Here is a 20,192-nt window from a genome sequence, read left to right as displayed (position 1 = left end):
ACGGTACGTACGGTGCTGTGAGAGGACGGCGGTTAGTCACCGCCTCCTACTCGATTTTAACTATTTATTGCGATATTGCAAAGGTGTTAGCTGATACTCTTTCTTGAAGAGGCGGTTAAAGTGCTCTACATTTGGGTAACCTACCGATTGTGAAATATATTCAACGGTGGAGCTACTGTTTTTTAGGAGCTCTTTTGCTTTCTTCATGCGAATAGTTTTAACTAGGTCACCAAAAGTCATACCAGATTTTTCTTTAATATACTTCGACAGATACGGTTTCGATAGATAGAAGGCCTGAGCTAAGTCGTCAAGGCTAATATCCGCATAGTTTAGTTGGATGTGATTGCGGATTTCAATCATCCGTTTATCCGTTATATAATCCTGCTTTGCTAGCGCCTCTAGCTTATTAACTGCCACAGTCAGTGCTTCTATCGATGCCGTGATAATATCTTGATCGATGCCGACACCCCAGTACGTTTTCTTCTCTAGCTGAATACCAACGTATGCCACCGCTTGGGAAGACGAACCGGTGGTTAAGGAGTGTTCCTCATAAAAGGAAAGCTCGTAGTTCACATTAAAGTATTGCTTAATGGCATTACTAACGGCGTCAAGACGTCCATTACCCATAGCTGTTACGGTATTCACCTCTTCGCCCCGGGAAATCTTCACATCGGCAAAGGTGCTATCGCCTCTGCGAATATGGTATTCATCCACATGGAAAATCGGTTTGGTATTCACATAATTTTCTGAGAAAATTTGGTAAACCAAGGCTGGCGTTAATTCTTTGTGAGCCTTATCCGAGACATCCTTTACCAGATAGCCCACCTCTTCCCGCATCTTCTCTGGCACATTGATACCATAGGACTGCTTCAAGATGTAGCTTACGCCACCTTTACCCGATTGGCTATTAATACGGATAACATCCGAATCGTAACGTCTACCGATATCCTGGGGGTCAATTGGCAGATAAGGAACCGTCCACTTCTCTTCACCTCGCTCTTCCCGGTATGTCATGCCCTTCGCAATAGCATCCTGGTGAGACCCAGAAAAGGCGGTAAAGACCAAATCGCCGGCATACGGTTGCCGTTCGTAGACGTGCATTCTCGTTAACCGTTCATACTTTTCTCGAATGTAAGACATATTTGAAAAATCAAGTCCCGGATTAACGCCCTGGGAGAACATATTAAGTGCTAATGTGATAATGTCCACATTACCAGTACGCTCACCGTTACCAAAAAGCGTCCCTTCAATCCGGTCAGCCCCTGCAAGCATTCCTAGCTCTGCTGTCGCCACCCCAGTTCCTCGGTCATTATGAGGATGAATGCTCAAAATAATATTCTCACGACTATTTAAATTTTTATGCATATACTCTAGCTGGGTAGCAAAGGTATGAGGCATCGCATTTTCCACCGTCGTGGGCAAATTGATAATGCACTTATTACTTTCGTTGGGCTCCCAGATATCGATAACCGCATTGCAAACTTCTAAAGCGTATTCCATCTCCGTACCGGAGAAACTTTCTGGCGAATATTCAAAGGTAAAGTTCCCATCGGTCTTTTCCGCTAGGTCTTTTAACAGCTTCGCCCCTTTAATGGCAATTTCTTTAACCTGAGCCATGTTCTTTTTAAACACCTGCTCTCTCTGAGCTAAAGAGGTGGAATTATAGACGTGAACTACCGCGTGAGGCGCACCTTTAATCGCTTCAAAGGTTCTGCGAATAATATGATCACGAGCCTGAGTAAGTACTTGAATGGTCACGTCCTCGGGAATGTGATTCTGCTCGATTAGGGCCCGCATAAACATAAACTCGGTCTCTGACGCCGCCGGAAAACCGACTTCGATCTCTTTAAAGCCAATATCCACTAGCAAATCAAAGAACTCTAGCTTCTCTTCTAGACTCATGGGCTCAATCAAAGCTTGATTGCCGTCTCTTAAGTCTACGCTGCACCAAATCGGCGCTTTATCTATAGCATCTTTGCTCACCCAATCATACGTTACCTTCGGTGGCATATAATACATTTTTTGATACTTAACAAAATTCTTCATAACCTATCCCCATTCTCATTGCCTAATTACATCAATTAGGTTGTTTTATTTTATCTTCCTAATGGTAACATAGAAGACAAAAAAAGAAAAGTGATATTTCTTCACTTTTCTTGATGTTTTTTATTTCGATACGTCAACAAAGCCTTTGGCGCACCCATATTGACTTAATTGTTCTAGAGAGAGCTCAATCATCGAGTTGCCGCTACCGGCGGCGGGAAATACGGTCTCAAAGCGCTCTAGGGAGCGGTCCAGATAGACATCCACCCCTTCATTTACCCCAAAGGGGCACACTCCGCCAGCGGCATAGCCCACCTTCTCTTCCACTTCTTCTAGCTTTAACATCCGGGGCTTAAAACCAAAAGTATCACGGAATTTCTTATTATCGGTTTTGCAATCACCTGCCATAACGATCAAGATTACTCTTTCGTCATTATTAAAGGTCAAGCTTTTGGCAATTCGGGCTGGTTCTACTCCGAGAGCCTGGGCCGCCAGCTCAACCGTAGCTGACGATTGTTCCTTTTCAATCACCTGATTCTCTACCCCAAATCTCGCGAGATAGGCCTTTACTTTTTCTACTGACATACTAATATCCTCTTACAAATCTAATTTCAGCTGAATCTCTTCTTCTGCTTGGGTTTTAAGCGTCTCCACCTCTTCGGCCTCAATGGTCGGCAAATCTTCAATCGAGTGAATACTAAACTTCCGCAAGAACTCTTCGGTGGTGCCAAATAAAATCGGTCTTCCTGGAGCATCTAAACGCCCCTTCTCACACACCAATTCGTATTCTACAAGCTTATTCACCGCATGATCCGTCTTAACCCCGCGAATCTTCTCAATATCTAACTTCGTTACCGGTTGTTTATAGGCGATAATCGAGAGGGTCTCTAAAAGCACATCCGTTAAAGCGTATTTCTTCGGTTGCTTAGCTACACGAATCAAATAGTCGTACATTTCCTTCTTGGTACACATTTGATAGGAATTCTCTAGTTCAATGACCCGAATTCCCCTGTCTTCTTGATCGTATTTATCCATCAGCTGATGAATCAGCTTTCTCGTAGTTTCATCGTCATGGCCGATAGCATAGGCAATCTTTCCTAGCTCAACAGAATCCCCCATGGTAAATAAAATGGCTTCTATCGCACTTTCTAATTTATTAATTTCCAAATCCATACTCCTCTTACGCCGCCTCTTTCGCTGTAATAGTAATATCATCAAAGGCTTTCGTCTGTTCTATCTCAATAGTGCCATCCTTCATCAGCTCTAAAATCGCTAAAAAGGTCACCACAATCTGAGTCTTAGAACTCTGCTTTTCTAGCAGTTCACGAAAACTAAAACGCTTGGAAGTCCGGGCGTAATTACGTACATACGTAAGCTTCTCCGGTAGCGTTACCTCTTCTTTTTCAATCTTGCCAAACTGGCTTCTCACTGGGTCAATCTTACCGGCCTGCTTTTTGATCACATCCTGAAAGACTTCACTTAAGCGAGACAGAGTCAAATCTCCTAATAGTAGGTCTAAATCCACCGGTTGCTGGTACTTAGAGACTTCCTCCGGAATCGAAGGCTCTTTGAACCACAGTAGCTCTCCGTCCACCTGCTTATCTCTAAGCTCTAGCCCCATCAACTTGTACATCTTATATTCTAGAAGCTTTTCTACCAGTTCTGCTCGGGGATCTTCCTCCTCGCCTTCTTCGTTAACTTCTTTCGGTAGAAGCATCCGGCACTTAATGTCGAGAAGCGTGGCCGCCATTACCAGGAATTCACTCATCACGTTTAAGTCATCCTGTTCCATCGCCGCGATATACTCCATATATTGACTGGTAATCTCCACAATCGGAATATCGTAGATATCAATTTTATTTTTATCGATTAGGTGCAAAAGAAGATCCAAGGGACCTTCAAAAGCTTCCAATTTAACCGGAATACCCATACTTAACCTCTCTCCTAATTTTTCACTTTGTCCATTATACCTTCTTTGCCCTGTAGATGTAAAGTAATCACCTCGGCCTTATTAAATAGTCGCAGCTTAACCGTGTGGTTCCCCAGACCGCGACTAACCACAATCCGCTTATCCCCATCGAGATACACACTGCCAGAATAGCGCTTATACTTGCCAAAGCCGGGAATAATCAAACCGCGCATTCCGGGAATACGAATAATCCCTCCATGAAAATGACCAGAGAGAATCAAATCCGCTCCCCAGTCCTTGTACACCTCCACATAAGCTGGATTATGGGCCAAAAGAATATTGTATCCGTCTTTTGCCTGACCAATTCGCTCTTCAATCTCTGAAAGGGCTAGCGGCGGCATCCGTAGATGCTGATAATTTTCCACCGGAATCTCCAGACCGGTAAGCTGGATACGAACCTGATCCTTCTCAAGAGTCACCGTTTCGTTTTCCAAAAAAATCACCCCCAATGCTTCTAGCTCCTGACGATACAAAGTAAAATCCATCTGGTAGCGCTTCGGGAATTCTTTTACCCTTTGTTCGTGATTGCCATTGGCGTAGTAAACCGGGGCAATGGCTGGTAGCTGGGCGACAAATTCCCGCGCCAACTCAAAATTCTTCCCCTCTTTGCTAATCATCATATCGCCACCGATTAAGATAAGCCACGGCTCCTCCTTTTTGATAGCGTTTAAAAGCTCGGCGTTATGCTTCCCGTATTGCTGGTCGTGAAGGTCGCTTAAAAAGACGATTTTACGCTCTCCAGAAAAGGTGTTTAATTTGGGCGATGCAATGAGGTAATGAGTAACTTGAAAAATCCGCAACTCTCTTCTAATTTCCAAAATTGCCATTAGCAATACAATCAGTAACACTAAGGCTATTGCTATCTTCATACAGTCTCCTCTAGTAATTCTTTGCCTCTTCCCTAGTCATCCAAAAATGAATACCTGTGGTGGAGTCCATAAAGCGATCCGGATTAAAATCAGGCACGCTTACCCACTCACCGACCCGGTAGACAAAATTCTCATCCACCAAGGACCAGGCCTCTTCATAGCTTTCTTTATAGTCGAAGCTTTTAATCGTCAAAACCTTGGCTTTATCACAGCGACAAGATGGATACGTCGCCGAGGTTCGCCTAGCATCTGCTGGGATAAGCAGTTGCACCAGACGGTCGTAGACACATTTCTTATACCCTAAGAAAGCACCTGTTTCCGGGCAGTGCATATGAAACCACTGGGTCTTGTCATCGGTAATCACCGTCTCTACTGCCGTACCTTCTAGCACCGCTGAATATAGATTCGCCCCTGATAAGTCACAGCCACTCAAATCATTATCGCGAATCGTAGCTCCCACCATCGAAGCCTGACGAAAACAAGCCCCCTTTAAAGGGCTATCGAGAAATAGCGTATTGTCGAGATTCGCCTCTGTAAAATTAGCGTCTTGCAGGTCACAACTGCGAAAGACCACCTTGGCTAAATTTTCTTTAGAAAAATCTTTCCCGCTAAAGTCTTCGCTTACATATTCTCTAACCATGGAAATGCCCTCTATAAGTTTACAATCCTAGGACGGTGATGATTCTTTGGTAAAAATTTCTTCAACAAATCTTCTGTCTTAAACTTCAAATGACTAGTATTGATACCCGGATTACAAGCAAAGTACTCTTCATCTGCCACCTCTTTATCAATAATCACCTGAACGTAGTCATCCAAGTCACAGAGAATACCGGCTACGGAAGCCGAGCCTGGCGTTGTCCCCAAATGCTCCAGCATATACTCAGGAGCCGCAAAAGACATATGAGAAACCCCCAATTTCTTACTAAAGGCACCGGTATCAAAGGCCTTATTCGCTGGCATCACCAGTAAGAAAAAGCTGGTCTTCTTCTGGTTGCAAAGAAATACGCTTTTGCGAATTTCACAGCCGATAACCGCATCCACTTCCGCACATTCTTCCATGGTGTGAGCTGGATCGTTATCTACGTGCTCATAGGGAATTCCTATTTTTTCTAAAGCGTCATACATCTTAAGTTCAAGCTCTGTCCGTTCGCCATCGCGAGGAGCTTTCGTTCTAATTTCACTAATATACATAGCCATCTACTCCTATCAAATTTATCTTTTCTATTATACTATATTTAGGCGCTCTTGCAAAGATTTTACCATATCTAGTTTTTGTGATAAAATCGTCTGGAAGCATAAGATACTCTTGGAGGTTATCCGTATGAAATACATTCTCGCTTCTGCCTCTCCTAGAAGGGCAGAGCTTTTAACCGAAATGGGCCTTGATTTTACGATTATGCCCGCCGATACCGAAGAAACCATCACTGCCGAAAAGCCTGGGGAAATCGTCACCTGTTTGGCCAAGGAAAAAGCCCTTAAAGTAAACGAAAGCCTAGTTCTTGCTGATAATTACTGCATCATCGGTGCCGATACCATCGTCTACTATGAGGGCGAGGTGCTAGGAAAGCCGGAAGATAAAGACGACGCTACCAGCATGCTGCTGATGCTACAGAACCGCACTCATCAGGTCTACACCGGCATCGCCCTTTGTTACAAAAAAAATGGCCAAGAAAAACTCTTGACCTTTTTCGAAAAAACCGATGTCACCTTCTATCCTGTGGACCGCTTTGATATTAAAGCCTATATCGAAAGCGGTGACCCTCTTGATAAAGCCGGTTCCTACGGAATCCAAAGCGGCTTTGGCAAACACGTAAGAAGCATTAAGGGAGAGTACACCAATGTGGTGGGCTTGCCCATCGGTCGCCTGTATAACGAGTTGTTAAAAGCCAAGCTTCTTTAACGCTCCTTATAAATTTTGCAAAAAGATTTTTAACTCTTCAAAATTGCCGTTTTGATAAACGCTAGGATCTGCCTTTTCCGGATTCTCCAGATATTCATTTACGAGAAACGTCTTAATTCCCAAGGCTTCCGCCACCATATCCTCCCGGATGTTATTGCCAATCATCAGGCAGTCTTCCGGGCGTTTGCCAATCTTTTCTAGCACTTCTCTATAGTAGGCAGTGCTAGGTTTACAGTACGTCGAGTTCTCATATGTAGTTACGTAATCAAAATCATCGATTCCCAGACCAATCCAGGATAGTCTAGTGGATACCGCCGTCTCTGGAAATAAAGGCGCCGTCGCTAAGACTAACGAAAAACCACGGTACCGCAAATCCTGAAGCATTTGTTCCTGGCCATAAGAATCCCCTAACACTTCCTTCACCTGATCAAACTCCCCTTGATAGAAATCCAAAAACAACGCTTCCCATTCGCTAATATCCCACCCTGTAAGTTCTACAAAGGTTTGAAAAAAACGCTCTCTATTAGACATACTGCCATCGTTTTCCACGATCGCTTTCGTCCCTGCCCAGATAACCTTGGTCAGCATTTCCTGATCACAGGCCTTTTCTCTCGCTAGATGACTTGTAAGCTTGCTAAAATAACTAGTGATAAAATCACCTTGATCAAAGGGAAGTAGCGTCCCATCAAGATCAAATAAAATGGTATTTTTCATCTCTCATCTCCTATAAAAGTGAAGTAAAAAGGAGTTTCCATAGGAAACTCCTTTCGATAAACATTGTGTTTATTAATTGAATTTACGTTTTCTAGCCGCTTCAGACTTTTTCTTACGTCTTACGCTTGGCTTCTCGTAATGTTCTCTTTTACGAATCTCTTGTTGGATCCCCGCTTTAGCACAGTTTCTTTTGAATCTGCGTAGAGCGCTGTCTAACGTTTCGTTTTCTTTAACTATTACATTTGACATAGACTCACACCTAACCTCCCTCCAGTCCTATATTGTGCGTAATACGACTGTTTGGGTATTTTTTTTGCACTATTAGAATTATATCATATTTTCACGCTACGTCAATGCTCTTTTTGCTTTTTAATGTTTTTCCTTTCTTACCGTTCCTTGTTGCGTAATATACCGGGACCCCAATCAAGGTTACCGTCATGCTCGCAATTGATAAAAGAGTAGCCTGTAAGCCCGATAAAAAGACGCGACTGATAATCACGTAAATACCACTAATTACTGCGACGATGGGCACCACCGGATAAAGGGGCACTCTATAAGTACGCACGGCCTCCGGCTGATCCTTTCTAAGCTTCATTACACCTAAGAAGGTCAGCGTATAGAAGGTCCAACTGGCAAAAACGGCTACATCCGTTAGCAGATTAAACTGTCCAGAAACAGCGTAAAGAGCACCGATGCCACCTACTAGATAGATAGAATTAGAAGGTACCTGAGCCTTATTAAGCTTAGAGAAAACTCTGCTAAAGGGAATCTCTCCTTCTTTAGCAAGGGAGTACGCTACTCGCGAACCCGATAGAATAAAACCATTGCAGGCACCGTATACGGAAATCATAATGCCAATGGAGATAATCTTGCCACCCACGTCCCCAAAGATAGCGATTGCTACCGCGGACGCAGGTGCTGCTAGATTTGCAAGCTCACTGGAGGGTAGTACTTGCAAATAGGCAAGATTAATCACGAAATAGACCGCCATAATGACCGATACTCCGCCCACTATAGCTATGGGTAAATCTTTTCCCGGACGTTTCATCTCGCCGGCAATTGCCCCCACATTGGTCCAGCCTTCAAAGGCAAAAAGAATAGAAACCATTAAGGATCCCAGAACGATGGCCGGATTAAGACCTTCGCCAACCATGGGCGTAAACACAGGATTTCCGCCACCACCCCGGGCAAAACCGAAGATCATCAGGATAAAGAGGGGAATCAGCTTACAGACAGTAAAGATAATCTGAACGGCTCCGCCAACCTTTGACCCTAGGTTATTTAAAAAAATGATAGAGATAATTACTCCAATAGCCACCGGCACTACAAACCCTTCACCGATAAATAGCGACGCCTGCGTCGCACACGCTACCGCTAGCGCCGAAATCATCGCCGGGTAAAAAATCAGCGTCTGAATCCAGCCCGCCAAAAATCCCACCAGCGGGTTGTAAATCTCTTTTAGATACGCAACCATACCACCGGTCTTAGGAATCATAATCGCCACCTCGGCAAATGTAAGCGCTCCGGCAATACTTGCCACCCCAGCCACAATCCAAGCGATCATTCCTAGTCCTGGCGCCCCACCGGTCGCTGCGTAAATCGCTTGGGGTTTGAAAAATACACCGGAACCGATGACCGAACCTACCACGGTGGCAAGGGCTGCAAAAACACCTAAATTCTTTTTTAGCTCCTTTTTGTTTTCCATCAATTAACCTCACTTTCTGAACTCACTTTCTTAAATAGAATTTGCGCTTGGCAAATTCTTGCGCCTTCGGTGTATGCTTTTACGTAAAAACAGAGGATACACACACGCAAATCACGTGCCGTATCCTCTGTCTGTTTACCTGAAAGCATTACTTCGTCGGTGAATCCCTACGGATTCTCTCCAGAGTTACATCCATAATAGGTACACTTACCTGAAAGATTCTCGTAAGACTAGGCGGTCTTACAATTGCTTCATCGGTTTTCCATATTTTTCGGAAATCTCCCTACTATTTCAACTGTCCGTCTTTAATTACCTTTAGTTTAATTGATGAAAAGTCTCTCGTCAACCATAGTTATTTTTTATACAATTCTAGACCACCTGCGCAGTAAAGACTTCTTTGGCTTTCGCCATGGCTTCACTTATCTTATCGGGATTTTTACCGCCAGCTTGGGCCATATTCGGGCGTCCACCGCCACCGCCGCCAACCATGGGTGCTACTTCCTTAATCAGATTTCCGGCGTGAGCACCGCCTTTAATCGCATCATCCGTCGCCATAGCAATCAGATTGACCTTGTCGCCGTTCTTAGATGCAAGGACCACCATACCGCTTCCCACTTTCGTCTTCAGCTGATCTCCTAAATCCCTAAGTCCGTTCATGTCAATGCCTTCTACTGCTGTTGCAATAAAGGCAAAATCGCCAATTCTTTCTATCTTTTCACTTACATCACCCATGGAATCCTTAGCCAACTTGCTCTTTAAGCTTTCCACTTCACTACTTAAAGCCTTATTCTCCTTAAGGAGATTTTCCACTCTTTCCTCTAGCTTATCGGGAGTGGTTTTGGCCTTGCCGGCAATTTCTGAAAGGGTGTTCTCCAAACGGTTGTAGTAAGCGAATAAGCCTTTTGAAGTAATGGCTTCGATTCTTCTCACCCCTGCCGCAACGGAAGTCTCCGAAACGATCTTAAAGGCCATAATCGAGCCCGTATTCTTAACGTGAGTTCCGCCGCAGAGTTCTCTTGAGAAGTTACCCATGCTGACTACGCGAACCACATCACCGTACTTTTCACCGAATAGAGCGGCAGCCCCGGTCTTCTTCGCCTCTTCGATCGGCATTAGTTCCACACTAACTGGTAAGTCGGCGGCAATTTCTCTATTGACGATCTCTTCTACCTTCTTAATCTCTGCTTTTGTCATCGCCTCAAAGTGGGTAAAGTCAAAGCGTAAGCGCTCCGAGTCCACAAAAGAACCGGCTTGCTCAACGTGATCGCCTAAAGTCATCCTTAAGGCTTTGTGAAGCAAGTGAGTGGTACTGTGGTTTCTCGCCGTTAGCTCCCGGCGCTCTTTATCCACCTGCAAAGTAGCTATTTCGCCCACATTAAACTCGCCCTTGGTCACGTGACCGATATGAGCAATTTTATCTCCAAGTACCTTAATCACATCGTCGATAACAAACTCGCTATCCCCGTAAGTGATAACGCCCCGGTCAGCCTCTTGTCCACCGCTGGTGGCATAAAAAGGCGTCTCCTTAACAAAAATCGTCCCGTTTTGTCCTTCTTTTAATGTCTCAACTAGCGCTTCTTCGGTCGTCAACACTAGAATCTCACTATCAAATTCCAAGTGGTCATAACCGACGAAGCTCGCTTCCATCTTCGGATCAAGTTCCAAATACACAGTGGCATCCGCACCCATGTAGTTCGTAGATTTCCAGCTTTCCCGAGCGATTTTCTTCGATGCCTCCATCGCCTCGGCAAAGCCTTCTTGATCCACCCTTAAACCTTTTTCTTCCAAAATCTCAATGGTTAAGTCGATAGGGAAGCCGTAGGTATCATAGAGCTTAAAAGCGTTTTCACCGGAAAGCACTTTCTTTCCTGCCGCCACCATCTCGCGCTCCATCTCCATTAAGATATTCAGGCCTTTGTCAATGGTCTTATTGAATTTTTCTTCTTCCTGAGCTACTACTTTTTCAATAAAGGCCCGTTTTTCTTCTAATTCTGGGTATCCGTCTTTAGAGCCCTTAATTACATCATCAGCTAGTCCTACTAAGAACTCACCGTCAATGCCCAAAAGTCTGCCGTGACGACAAGCCCGCCTGAGAAGTCTTCTAAGAACGTAGCCCCGGCCTTCGTTAGAAGGCATAATACCGTCGGAAATCATAAAGGTCACTGAGCGAATATGGTCGGTAATCACGCGAATCGAAACATCGGTGGCATCGTCCACGCCGTACTCTTTGTCTGCTAAGTTAGAAACAGCCTCTCTCAGAGCCTTAATCGTATCCACGTCAAACATCGAATCCACGTCTTGAACCACACAGGCCAAACGCTCTAGCCCCATCCCGGTATCAATATTCTTTTGATCTAGTTCGGTATAATTATTATTGCCATCGTTCTCAAACTGGGTGAAGACGTTGTTCCAAATCTCCATATAGCGGTCACAGTCACAGCCAACGGTACAATCTTCTTTGCCACAGCCGTACTTTTCACCCCGGTCGTAATACACCTCCGAACACGGTCCACAAGGTCCGGCACCGTGCTCCCAGAAGTTATCCTCTTTTCCAAAACGGAAGATTTTCTCCGCCGGAATACCGATTTGCTTATTCCAGATTTCCCAAGCTTCATCATCATCTAGGTAAACCGATGGATATAGGCGGTCGCCGTCAAGGCCTACCACTTCTGTTAAAAATTCCCACGTCCAAGCCAAAGACTCTTCTTTGAAATAGTCGCCAAAGGAAAAATTCCCTAGCATTTCAAAGAAGGTTCCGTGACGAGCAGTCTTACCTACGTTTTCAATATCCCCTGTCCGGATACACTTCTGACAGGTAACCACCCGTTTGGAAGGTGGTACCTCCTGTCCTGTAAAATATGGCTTTAAAGGCGCCATCCCGGAATTTATCAGCAATAAACTCTTGTCGTTATGAGGCACTAAGGAAAAGCTTTTCATCGCCAAATGTCCCTTGCTCTCAAAATACTCTAAAAACATCTGTCTTAATTCGTTAACACCGTATTTTTTCATAAATTATCTCCTCTTTGGTTCTAACCATTAATTATAAAGGAGGGATTCCCGTCTGTCAACGAAGGAGGTCCGTTACTTTCTTCACTAACCTACCTGCCTTTGCCCCTGGATCATCTGCTTCCATCAGTTCACTTACAACAGCGATCCCCTGGGCTCTAGAGCCTTTTAAAATCTCCAGATTGCCTTCCTTTAAGCCGCCGATAGCCACAATCGGTAGCTTCGCTTCTAGACTAATGGCGTTTAATGTAGCCACTTCTGTTCTCTTAGTTATCACCTTCGTCTTTGTGGGGTAGATCGCCCCCACACCTAGATAATCGGCTCCTTTGGCTTTCGCCGCTAGCGCTACCGCCACCGTTTTCGCCGTAGCGCCAATAATCTTTCCTGGCCCTAATACCTTTCGCGCTTCTTCTAAGTCATCATCCATGGCTCCTAGATGAACCCCAGCGCAGTCTAAGGCTTTGGCTACCTGAACCCGGTCATCAATCACTAAGGGCACCCCGTAAAAGTCGGTTAACTCCTTTACCTTTTTCCCAAGAGCTAACACCTCTTCATCGGTTTTATCCTTCTCCCGCAGCTGACAAAAGGTCACCCCGCCTTTAAGTGCCCCTTCTACCTGACTTAAAAATTCCTCTTCGCTAAGTTTATCGCTATTGGTAACTAAATAGAGTTTTAAGTCAAAGGCTTTTTCGCTTGTCTCCCTAGTTAATGCACTTAAGAGGGCCTCTCGGTGACAGAGCCAGTTCCGTGGTGCTATCGATACCAGAGGTCCGGTGGTCTTTATCTAAGAGCGCCATGATTTCTCCCCGGTTTCCTTTCAGTACTGCCGGAGGATATAGTTTAATGAGCTCCTGGACAAATTCTCGGCGCAAGGTGCTACAACCTATGCCGACACAGTCTAAAACATAGGGAATCTGCTCTTCTTTTGCTTTCTCCACAGCAATTCTCATGCTCTCCTGAGACTCCCCAGTAATCGTCCCTAGATTAATCAGGAGAGCGGCCGCTGTTTTCGTTATCTCCCCCACTTCTCTCGGGTCACACGCCATAATCGGCCTTGCGCCAATTGCTAAAAGACTATCGGCAAGAAATAAGGAGGTCACACTGCCGCTTAAACAGTGGATTAAAGGCGAAGCAACTTTTACTCTTTGCAAAATTGTTCCATCCACGATAATACCCCCCTTTTCTTAAAAGCAATCAATAATAGATAAGCTACGCTACCGCCGATAATCGTTCCTAGTAGAAAAGACGGTAAGTAGGTATACCACTTAATATCCGGGAAGCCGTAGATATACTTCATAATCGGTCCCGAAATTAATGCGCCGATAATGCCTGTCCCGAAAATTTCCCCTAGCACGGCGGCAAAGAGCTTTCCTGTCTTTTTATAGAGCAGTCCTGCGAAAATAGGTCCAATAATCGCTCCCGAGACGGCCAGTAAGTTAATTCCCATAAAGGTCATTCGCAAAAGCGCGATTAATAACGCGCAAGCAAAGCTATACCAGGGACCAAGGAGAACAGCCGCCAATACGTTAATAAAATGCTGCATTGGTGCCATGCCAGGAATCCGCAAAATCGGCGATAGAACGTATCCTAAGGCTACTAAAAAAGCCAATATTGTCGTCTTTAAGACCACTTTATTTCTCACTGCTGTCTTCATTATCTACTCTCCTCTATTCTCTCAAGTTGTCGGTAAATTTCATTTAAATGCCCCAGGGGACCGACACCGTGACCAATGGCTAGCCCGTCCTTAATCCCTTGCCCAACGTAAGCTTTTGCCTGCTTAATAGCCTCTACCGGCATTAGACCCTTAGCTAGGTTACTAGCAATGGCTGCCGATAAAGTACACCCGGTGCCATGGGTGTTTTTCCCTGGGATTTTCGGACTTTCAAAGGGATAAAACTGTCCCTTATAACAAAAGATATCTAGCGCGCTACCTGGCAGGTGCCCGCCTTTTATTAGGACAGCCGCTGCGCCTCTTTCACTGATTACTCTAGCGGAGCGCTCCATCTCTTTTGGCCCCTTGATTTTAATACCGCTTAAAAGCTCAGCCTCTGGGATATTAGGGGTAACAATATCCGCAATCTGGAGAAGCTCACTCATCGCCGCTATGGCTTCTTCTTTTAAAAGACTAAAACCGCTTTTCGAAATCATCACCGGATCAAGCACGATGTTTTTTGCCTTTTGGCGCAAAAGTTCCTCTTTAATCGCCTGAATAATCTGGACATTAGAAACCATCCCGATTTTTACTGCGTCCACTTGAATATCCTCATAGACCGCGCGGATTTGGCCTGTTACAATCTCGGGATCGATATCCTGAGCCGCGTATACCTTCTGGGTATTCTGAACCGTAACGCTAGTAATTACACTCATTCCGTAGACCCGGTGGGCACACATAGTCTTTAAATCCGCTTGGATTCCGGCCCCGCCACTGCAATCTGAGCCAGCGATTGTTAGCACTTTTTTTAATGTCTTACTCATCTGTTCTCACCACCAATCCACACCTCTTTGCCATTTAAGATATCGTTCATATTTTTCATAGCACACATATTTCCGCACATGCTACAGGTATTCTCTACCTCTGGAGGCGCACTCTCGTGATAGCTTCTTGCTTTTACAGGATCAAGAGCTAAAGCAAACATCTGCTCCCAGTTTACCTCTTGACGGGCTTTACTCATGGCATCATCCCAAGACCTGGCTCCCTGTAAGCCTTTCGCCAAATCTGCGGCATGAGCGGCTATTTTAGAGGCTACAATCCCTTCTTTCACATCATCTACATCCGGTAAGCGCAGGTGTTCCGCTGGGGTTACGTAACAGAGAAAGGAGGCACCCTTCCAGGCGGCTAACGCCCCGCCTATCGCCGCCGTAATATGATCGTATCCCGGTGCCACATCGGTCACTAGCGGCCCTAGCACGTAAAAAGGCGCACCATGGCAAAGACTTTCCTGAATCTTCATATTGGCCTCGATCTGGTCCATTGGCATGTGACCTGGTCCTTCAATGATTACCTGTACATCCTTTTCCCAGGCCCTTTTCGTCAAGTCGCCAAGGGTGATCAGTTCTTCAATCTGCATGCCGTCGGTAGCATCGTGGAGCGAGCCTGGGCGCAGAGCATCCCCAAGACTAAGAGTAATATCATAGCGGCGACAGATTTCTAAAAGTTCATCGAAATACTCGTAGAAGGGATTCTCTTCTCCGGTCATCTCCATCCAGGCAAACATTAAAGATCCGCCCCGGGAGACCACGTTCGTCAGTCGCCCTCTGCGCGCTTTAAACTTCTCGGCATTGGCGCGGTTAAGGCCAGCGTGAATCGTCAGGAAATCAATGCCGTCCTGACCGTGCATTTCGGCAACGGCTAACCATTCTTTAGCAGTAATGTCTTTTAAGGCCTTATTGTAATAAACCAAGGCGTCATAAATAGGTACTGTTCCCAGAACCGCTCCGCACTCCTGGCTTAGCCGCTTTCTAAAGGACTGGGTGTCACCATAGGTACTAAGATCCATAATGGCATCGGCGCCCATCTCTTCTGCCGCTTTTACTTTAGCCACTTCGCTATCTAGAGACACTAGATCTTTTGACGTTCCAAGATTCACATTGATTTTCGTCTTCAAAGCCTTGCCGATTCCCTTAGGTTTTAGAGCCACGTGATTAACATTGCAAGGGATCGCCACCTCTCCTTTAGCCACTAATTGTCGCAACTCCTCTGGCACTAGATTCTCCTCTTTTGCCACTGCCGCTAATTCCTTGGTAATAATTCCTTTTCGTGCTGCTTCCATTTGGGTGTGATAATTCATTTTCTCTTTCCTTTCCAAAAAAATAGTCACGCACACGTTCTCTGAGCCTGAGTACGTATGCGCGACATCTTTTAAGAGAGGATTCCGCTTGCGAATATAAAAAGCGCCTTTTCACTATTTAGAATAATGAAAAAGCGCTACGCGTTCTTTTCTTTCCTACGACGGCATTACCCGCATCAGGTTCAAGGGTTCGGTTTACACCATCTCAGCCGGTTAAAGCACCCCTATATACGTTATGCAATTACAGTGACAGTATAGCAAATTCCTATCTATTTGTCACTAGTTAAGTTCGATCTCTTTTAATTCTTTGGCCGGAAGTTTTTTTGATGATATCTTAACTATCTCCTCAACATTTTTCATCGCCTTAGGAATCGGAATGACGGTACCAGCCCCAGCCACACAGCCGCCTGGACAGCCCATACCTTCAATCAAGCAACCATCTAATCTTCCTGCTTTTGCCAGTGCTAAAATCTTTTTACAGTCCGCTAATCCTTGCGCTTTTTCTATCTTCACTTCCGTGCCTGGATAATAGGCGTCCACACACTGTTTGATGGAATCAGCAACTCCGCCGGCGACGGCGTAGCTTCGGCCAACACCGGTGGCATCATGAAAAGAATGCTCCGTCTCCTTGGCAGTTACTTCGATTCCTTTCGCATCAAGCATAGCCTGAAGCTCTTCAAAAGTTATGACGAAATCCACGTCACTACGAACACTTTTTCGCATGGCTTCTAATTTTTTAGCCGCACAAGGTCCGATGAACACTACTTTTGCCTGAGGATGCTCTTTTTTAATTGAGCGGGCGGTGGCAACCATTGGCGTTAACTCCTGGGACACTTGGGAAGATAAATCCGGGAAATATTTTTTTGCTAACATTGCCCAAGAAGGACAGCAAGAGGTTAATAGAAACGGCAACTCTCCTGTCGTCACTTTTTCCACATAGTGATGAGCCTCAGCAATAGCACCGATATCAGCGCCTAGAGCGACTTCGTAACATTCTTTAAAGCCTAATTCCATTAAAGCGGCCTTAAAATTCTTCGAAGAAACGTTATTGCCTAATTGACCGACGAAGGCTGGCGCTACCTCGGCAATAACTTCCCCGCCTTCACCTAGCGCTCTCATTAGTTGGAAGATTTGCGACTTGTCAGAAATTGCGCCGAAGGGACAATTCACCATACACATTCCGCAAGATACACACTTCTCATTATCAATATAGGCCCTTCCTAGTTTATCATTTACAATCGCATTTACGCCACAGGCTTCCTTACAGGGGCGCACTTTCTTAACGATTGCATCGTAGGGGCAGACAGCCTTACATTTTCCGCATTTAATACACTTGTCTTGATGAATATAGGATTTGCCATTAATCATTTCAATCGCATTCTTTGGACATACTTCCACGCAGGGATGAGCTAGGCACCCTTTACACATATTGCTAACTTCGTATTTATTATCTTCGCAGCTTTCACATGCCGAAGGGATTACCTGCATAAGCGGCGGCTCATAATATTTATCGGCCACATTACTCGCTTCCAAGCCTTGGGTTAGGTGAACAGCTTTGTCTTCAGGGCGTAGAGAAAGTCCCATGGCTAAGCGAAGGCGCTCTCGAATGATGGCACGAGCACGGTAGATACTTTCACGATACGTCTTATTGTCTTCAGGAACCAATTCATAGGGTAACTCTTCTATTCGTTTTACCAGCGTTTCCTCATTAGGATCTAGCCCCAAGATTGCTACGGATTTAAATACTTTTCTTCTGATTTGTTTAACTGTGGTGTCTAAGCCTCTGACCATTTTTTAGCTCCTCCTTGATGTGTGTACTTCTTTTGCATAATTTACCGATTGCATGGCGTCTTTTCCATAAAAATCGGCGCCAATCATATCGGCATACTCTTGGTTTAACACCGCACCGCCTACCATGATCTTGGTAGCTGGAGCGGCCTTTCTTAGTTGTTTTATCGTTTCTTCCATACTGGCAACCGTAGTAGTCATTAACGCACTTAAGCCAACGAGACCGACCTGCTCTTCTAGACACGCGGCCACCACTTTTTCTGGGGGCACGTCTTTGCCTAGATCTATCACTTGGAAACCGTAGTTTTCTAAAAGCACCTTCACAATATTTTTCCCGATATCGTGAATATCGCCCTTCACCGTCGCCACAATCACTTTCGGGCGCTCCTCTTCGCTGGCTCCTGCACTACTAAGGGCTTCTCTGATAACGGCAAAGGAGAGCTTCGCCGCATCGGCACTCATTAAAAGCTGAGGCAGATACAGGGTCTTGTCTTCAAAGCCTTGTCCTACCACATCAAGAGCTGGCATTAACTCTACATCAATTAGCTCTAGTGGCTTCCGGCCTTCTTTAAGCGCCGCCAGCGTCAGTTCTCTTGCTTCGCTTTTCAGGCCCTTTTCAATGGCGTATTTAAGGGTCATCCCGCCACTTACCTGCTCTTCTTTAACCCCACTCATATAACCGATATAATTCTCACAGTTCTCATCGAAATTCATTAACGCGCAGTAAGCGTAATAAGCATCCATCATACTCTTCGCGCTAGGATTAATAATGCCACAGCTTAAGCCATTCTGTAAAGCCATGGTATAAAAAGTAGCATTAACTAAGGGGCGCCCCGGTAGACCAAAGGAAATATTAGAAACCCCTAAAGTCGTCCGTACTCCGAAACGCTCTTTTACCTCTTTAAGGGCTGCTAACGTAATCTTCGCACCTTCTTGCTCAGCACTCACGGTCATGCACAAAACGTCAATGATAATATCCTTTTTATGAATACCGTACTTCGCCGCTTCACCAATGATTTTTCCGGCAATCTCTACTCTCTTTTCAACCGTCTCGGGAATTCCGTCCTCGTCTAGCGTCAGTCCGATTACGGTACCACCATATTTTTTGATCAGGGGAAAGACGCTGTCCATTGAAGAGCGCTTACCGTTGACTGAATTAATCAGCGGTTTCCCGTTATAAATCCGCATGGCGGCTTCCATGGCACTCGTATCCACCGTGTCAATTTGTAGCGGTAGATTGGTCACTCCCTGGAGCTCTTTGACTACTTCCACCATCATCGCCTTTTCATCGATATCTGGCAGCCCCACATTCACATCCAAAATATGAGCACCTGCCTCTTCTTCTGCTAATCCTTCTTTCAGAATATATTCTAGGTTGTGCTCTTTCAGGGCCTGTTTAAACTTTGGCTTTCCCGTGGGGTTGATCCTCTCGCCGATAATCAGTGGTTTCTCGGTGAACACAAGCCCCTTTCCATAGGCCGAAACAATGGTCTCTTCCTTTAGCGTAACGGGATTTACCGGCAGATTACGACAAAGGTTAATCATCGCTTCTACATGCTCTGGTGTAGTTCCGCAACAACCGCCGATAATATGGCCGCCTTTTTCTACAACTTCTTTCATTAGCTGAGCAAATTCTGCTGGTTCCACATCGTAATAGACTTTCCCGCCTCGTTGTTTTGGCAGACCAGCATTTGGTTTCACCACTAACGGTAAGGAAGAAAGCTTCTGTAGCTCTTCTAAAATCGGCAGCATTCCCGCTGGCCCAAGCCCGCAGTTGATTCCTAAGGCATCCACTCCCAGTCCTTCTAAGAGAGCGATAACACTGGCCACATCACCGCCGGTAAGAAGCTTCCCTTCCTCATCAAAAATCATCGTTGCAAAGACAGGCAAGTCACTGTTCTCTTTAGCGGCAAGCACCGCCGCCTTCACTTCATACGTATCACTCATAGTTTCGATGTGAATCAAATCCACACCGTTTTCCACCCCAAACTCTACCACCTCTTTAAAGACATCATAGGCCCGGTCAAAAGATAAATCGCCCATGGGCTCTAAAAGCTTTCCCGTAGGGCCAATATCTAGTGCAAGGTAACGCGGAGCCTCCCGTGTGGTTGCTGAGGCAATCGCCGCTTTCCCATTATTAATTGCCGCCGTAACTACCTCTTTCAGGCTAATCTGGGCATTGTGGAACTTAAGCGCATTTGCCCCAAAGGTATTGGTCAAGATAATATCACTACCAACGTCTAAATAACGCTTATGAATCTCAATAATCGCTGAGGGGTTTGTGGTATTCCATAATTCCGGCAATTCCCCAGGTTGTAGTCCTCTCTCTTGCAGGAGTGTCCCCATGCCGCCATCAAAAAACAGCAGCTCACGCCCAATCTTCTCCTGTAAACTCATGTCTTATCCTTTC

General features: G+C 45.3%; 19 protein-coding genes and 3 riboswitches. Of the genes, 1 reads left to right on the top strand and 18 read right to left on the bottom strand.

Features of this window, described 5'->3' with window-relative positions; translation table 11 throughout:
* Positions 1 to 60: 60 nt before the first annotated feature.
* The 7 genes from NHH16_RS13455 to NHH16_RS13425 all read right to left on the bottom strand — a co-directional run bounded on the left by NHH16_RS13455 (position 61) and on the right by NHH16_RS13425 (position 6,072).
* Complete coding sequence (locus tag NHH16_RS13455) at positions 61 to 2,046, bottom strand: 2-isopropylmalate synthase (RefSeq protein WP_262070128.1); 1,986 nt, start codon at positions 2,044 to 2,046, stop codon at positions 61 to 63.
* Positions 2,047 to 2,166: 120 nt separating this feature from the next.
* Complete coding sequence (locus NHH16_RS13450; RefSeq protein ID WP_262070127.1) at positions 2,167 to 2,628, bottom strand: YbaK/EbsC family protein; 462 nt, start codon at positions 2,626 to 2,628, stop codon at positions 2,167 to 2,169.
* Positions 2,629 to 2,640: 12 nt separating this feature from the next.
* Entirely contained in the window at positions 2,641 to 3,216 is a 576-nt protein-coding gene (gene scpB, locus NHH16_RS13445) for an SMC-Scp complex subunit ScpB (RefSeq protein WP_262070126.1), read from the bottom strand.
* Positions 3,217 to 3,223: 7 nt separating this feature from the next.
* Positions 3,224 to 3,973 carry a segregation and condensation protein A gene (locus NHH16_RS13440; RefSeq protein WP_262070125.1) on the bottom strand — a complete coding sequence of 250 codons (750 nt, stop codon included), beginning with the start codon at positions 3,971 to 3,973 and terminating at the stop codon, positions 3,224 to 3,226.
* 14 nt (positions 3,974 to 3,987) lie between these two features.
* Positions 3,988 to 4,881: a metallophosphoesterase gene (locus NHH16_RS13435; protein ID WP_262070124.1), complete on the bottom strand. Its 894-nt coding sequence runs from the start codon at positions 4,879 to 4,881 to the stop codon at positions 3,988 to 3,990.
* A gap of 10 nt (positions 4,882 to 4,891) precedes the next feature.
* Positions 4,892 to 5,521, bottom strand: a complete 630-nt coding sequence (locus NHH16_RS13430) for a pentapeptide repeat-containing protein (RefSeq protein ID WP_262070123.1) — start codon at positions 5,519 to 5,521, stop codon at positions 4,892 to 4,894.
* A gap of 11 nt (positions 5,522 to 5,532) precedes the next feature.
* Positions 5,533 to 6,072 (bottom strand): prolyl-tRNA synthetase associated domain-containing protein, encoded by a 540-nt coding sequence (locus NHH16_RS13425; protein ID WP_262070122.1) that lies wholly within the window; start codon positions 6,070 to 6,072, stop codon positions 5,533 to 5,535.
* Positions 6,073 to 6,202: 130 nt separating this feature from the next.
* On the opposite strand from NHH16_RS13425, the gene NHH16_RS13420 reads away from it, so the two are divergent.
* Positions 6,203 to 6,781 (top strand): Maf family protein, encoded by a 579-nt coding sequence (locus NHH16_RS13420; RefSeq protein WP_262070121.1) that lies wholly within the window; start codon positions 6,203 to 6,205, stop codon positions 6,779 to 6,781.
* Positions 6,782 to 6,787: 6 nt separating this feature from the next.
* On the opposite strand, the gene NHH16_RS13415 is transcribed toward NHH16_RS13420, so the two are convergent.
* The 11 genes from NHH16_RS13415 to NHH16_RS13365 form a co-directional block, all read right to left on the bottom strand.
* Complete coding sequence (locus NHH16_RS13415; RefSeq protein ID WP_262070120.1) at positions 6,788 to 7,495, bottom strand: HAD family hydrolase; 708 nt, start codon at positions 7,493 to 7,495, stop codon at positions 6,788 to 6,790.
* Between the two features lie 72 nt (positions 7,496 to 7,567).
* Positions 7,568 to 7,744, bottom strand: coding sequence for a 30S ribosomal protein S21 (rpsU, locus tag NHH16_RS13410; RefSeq protein ID WP_006864570.1), 177 nt, complete (start codon positions 7,742 to 7,744; stop codon positions 7,568 to 7,570).
* A gap of 91 nt (positions 7,745 to 7,835) precedes the next feature.
* Entirely contained in the window at positions 7,836 to 9,200 is a 1,365-nt protein-coding gene (locus NHH16_RS13405; protein ID WP_262070119.1) for an APC family permease, read from the bottom strand.
* Between the two features lie 125 nt (positions 9,201 to 9,325).
* Positions 9,326 to 9,386: riboswitch (glycine riboswitch) on the bottom strand.
* A gap of 3 nt (positions 9,387 to 9,389) precedes the next feature.
* Positions 9,390 to 9,495: riboswitch (glycine riboswitch) on the bottom strand.
* A 74-nt stretch (positions 9,496 to 9,569) separates the two neighbouring features.
* A complete protein-coding gene (gene alaS, locus NHH16_RS13400; protein WP_262070118.1) occupies positions 9,570 to 12,209 on the bottom strand; it encodes an alanine--tRNA ligase in 2,640 nt (879 codons plus the stop codon).
* Positions 12,210 to 12,264: 55 nt separating this feature from the next.
* Positions 12,265 to 12,963 carry a thiamine phosphate synthase gene (thiE, locus tag NHH16_RS13395; RefSeq protein WP_316043942.1) on the bottom strand — a complete coding sequence of 233 codons (699 nt, stop codon included), beginning with the start codon at positions 12,961 to 12,963 and terminating at the stop codon, positions 12,265 to 12,267.
* The gene (locus tag NHH16_RS13390; RefSeq protein ID WP_262070117.1) at positions 12,908 to 13,372 is read right to left on the bottom strand and encodes a hydroxyethylthiazole kinase; all 465 of its coding nucleotides are present in this window, start codon (positions 13,370 to 13,372) and stop codon (positions 12,908 to 12,910) included. Before NHH16_RS13390 ends, thiE begins: the two co-directional genes overlap by 56 nt.
* Positions 13,345 to 13,860, bottom strand: coding sequence for an energy coupling factor transporter S component ThiW (gene thiW, locus NHH16_RS13385; protein ID WP_262070116.1), 516 nt, complete (start codon positions 13,858 to 13,860; stop codon positions 13,345 to 13,347). Before thiW ends, NHH16_RS13390 begins: the two co-directional genes overlap by 28 nt.
* On the bottom strand, positions 13,860 to 14,681 hold the full coding sequence (thiD, locus tag NHH16_RS13380; RefSeq protein ID WP_262070115.1) for a bifunctional hydroxymethylpyrimidine kinase/phosphomethylpyrimidine kinase: 822 nt from the start codon (positions 14,679 to 14,681) through the stop codon (positions 13,860 to 13,862). The genes thiW and thiD overlap by 1 nt, the downstream gene beginning before the upstream one ends.
* Positions 14,678 to 15,994, bottom strand: coding sequence for a phosphomethylpyrimidine synthase ThiC (thiC, locus tag NHH16_RS13375; protein WP_262070114.1), 1,317 nt, complete (start codon positions 15,992 to 15,994; stop codon positions 14,678 to 14,680). Before thiC ends, thiD begins: the two co-directional genes overlap by 4 nt.
* Before the next feature lie 136 nt (positions 15,995 to 16,130).
* A riboswitch (TPP riboswitch) is annotated at positions 16,131 to 16,230 on the bottom strand.
* Between the two features lie 43 nt (positions 16,231 to 16,273).
* Positions 16,274 to 17,785, bottom strand: a complete 1,512-nt coding sequence (locus NHH16_RS13370; protein ID WP_262070113.1) for a 4Fe-4S dicluster domain-containing protein — start codon at positions 17,783 to 17,785, stop codon at positions 16,274 to 16,276.
* 3 nt (positions 17,786 to 17,788) lie between these two features.
* On the bottom strand, positions 17,789 to 20,179 hold the full coding sequence (locus NHH16_RS13365; protein ID WP_262070112.1) for a homocysteine S-methyltransferase family protein: 2,391 nt from the start codon (positions 20,177 to 20,179) through the stop codon (positions 17,789 to 17,791).
* Positions 20,180 to 20,192: the final 13 nt, after the last annotated feature.

Source organism: Ohessyouella blattaphilus (assembly GCF_024721265.1).
Classification (GTDB): Bacteria; Bacillota; Clostridia; order Lachnospirales; family Lachnospiraceae; genus Aequitasia; species Aequitasia blattaphilus_A.
The sequence above is the reverse complement of the archived record's forward strand: the minus strand, read 5'-3'. Positions and strand labels throughout refer to the sequence as shown.

What these genes read in the sequence shown, in the direction of transcription:
- NHH16_RS13455 (WP_262070128.1), bottom strand. Translation starts at nt 2,046, where the DNA reads ATGAAGAATTTTGTTAAGTATCAAAAAATGTATTATATGCCACCGAAG.
- NHH16_RS13450 (WP_262070127.1), bottom strand. Translation starts at nt 2,628, where the DNA reads ATGTCAGTAGAAAAAGTAAAGGCCTATCTCGCGAGATTTGGGGTAGAG.
- scpB (WP_262070126.1), bottom strand. Translation starts at nt 3,216, where the DNA reads ATGGATTTGGAAATTAATAAATTAGAAAGTGCGATAGAAGCCATTTTA.
- NHH16_RS13440 (WP_262070125.1), bottom strand. Translation starts at nt 3,973, where the DNA reads ATGGGTATTCCGGTTAAATTGGAAGCTTTTGAAGGTCCCTTGGATCTT.
- NHH16_RS13435 (WP_262070124.1), bottom strand. Translation starts at nt 4,881, where the DNA reads ATGAAGATAGCAATAGCCTTAGTGTTACTGATTGTATTGCTAATGGCA.
- NHH16_RS13430 (WP_262070123.1), bottom strand. Translation starts at nt 5,521, where the DNA reads ATGGTTAGAGAATATGTAAGCGAAGACTTTAGCGGGAAAGATTTTTCT.
- NHH16_RS13425 (WP_262070122.1), bottom strand. Translation starts at nt 6,072, where the DNA reads ATGTATATTAGTGAAATTAGAACGAAAGCTCCTCGCGATGGCGAACGG.
- NHH16_RS13420 (WP_262070121.1), top strand. Translation starts at nt 6,203, where the DNA reads ATGAAATACATTCTCGCTTCTGCCTCTCCTAGAAGGGCAGAGCTTTTA.
- NHH16_RS13415 (WP_262070120.1), bottom strand. Translation starts at nt 7,495, where the DNA reads ATGAAAAATACCATTTTATTTGATCTTGATGGGACGCTACTTCCCTTT.
- rpsU (WP_006864570.1), bottom strand. Translation starts at nt 7,744, where the DNA reads ATGTCAAATGTAATAGTTAAAGAAAACGAAACGTTAGACAGCGCTCTA.
- NHH16_RS13405 (WP_262070119.1), bottom strand. Translation starts at nt 9,200, where the DNA reads ATGGAAAACAAAAAGGAGCTAAAAAAGAATTTAGGTGTTTTTGCAGCC.
- alaS (WP_262070118.1), bottom strand. Translation starts at nt 12,209, where the DNA reads ATGAAAAAATACGGTGTTAACGAATTAAGACAGATGTTTTTAGAGTAT.
- thiW (WP_262070116.1), bottom strand. Translation starts at nt 13,860, where the DNA reads ATGAAGACAGCAGTGAGAAATAAAGTGGTCTTAAAGACGACAATATTG.
- thiD (WP_262070115.1), bottom strand. Translation starts at nt 14,681, where the DNA reads ATGAGTAAGACATTAAAAAAAGTGCTAACAATCGCTGGCTCAGATTGC.
- thiC (WP_262070114.1), bottom strand. Translation starts at nt 15,994, where the DNA reads ATGAATTATCACACCCAAATGGAAGCAGCACGAAAAGGAATTATTACC.
- NHH16_RS13370 (WP_262070113.1), bottom strand. Translation starts at nt 17,785, where the DNA reads ATGGTCAGAGGCTTAGACACCACAGTTAAACAAATCAGAAGAAAAGTA.
- NHH16_RS13365 (WP_262070112.1), bottom strand. Translation starts at nt 20,179, where the DNA reads ATGAGTTTACAGGAGAAGATTGGGCGTGAGCTGCTGTTTTTTGATGGC.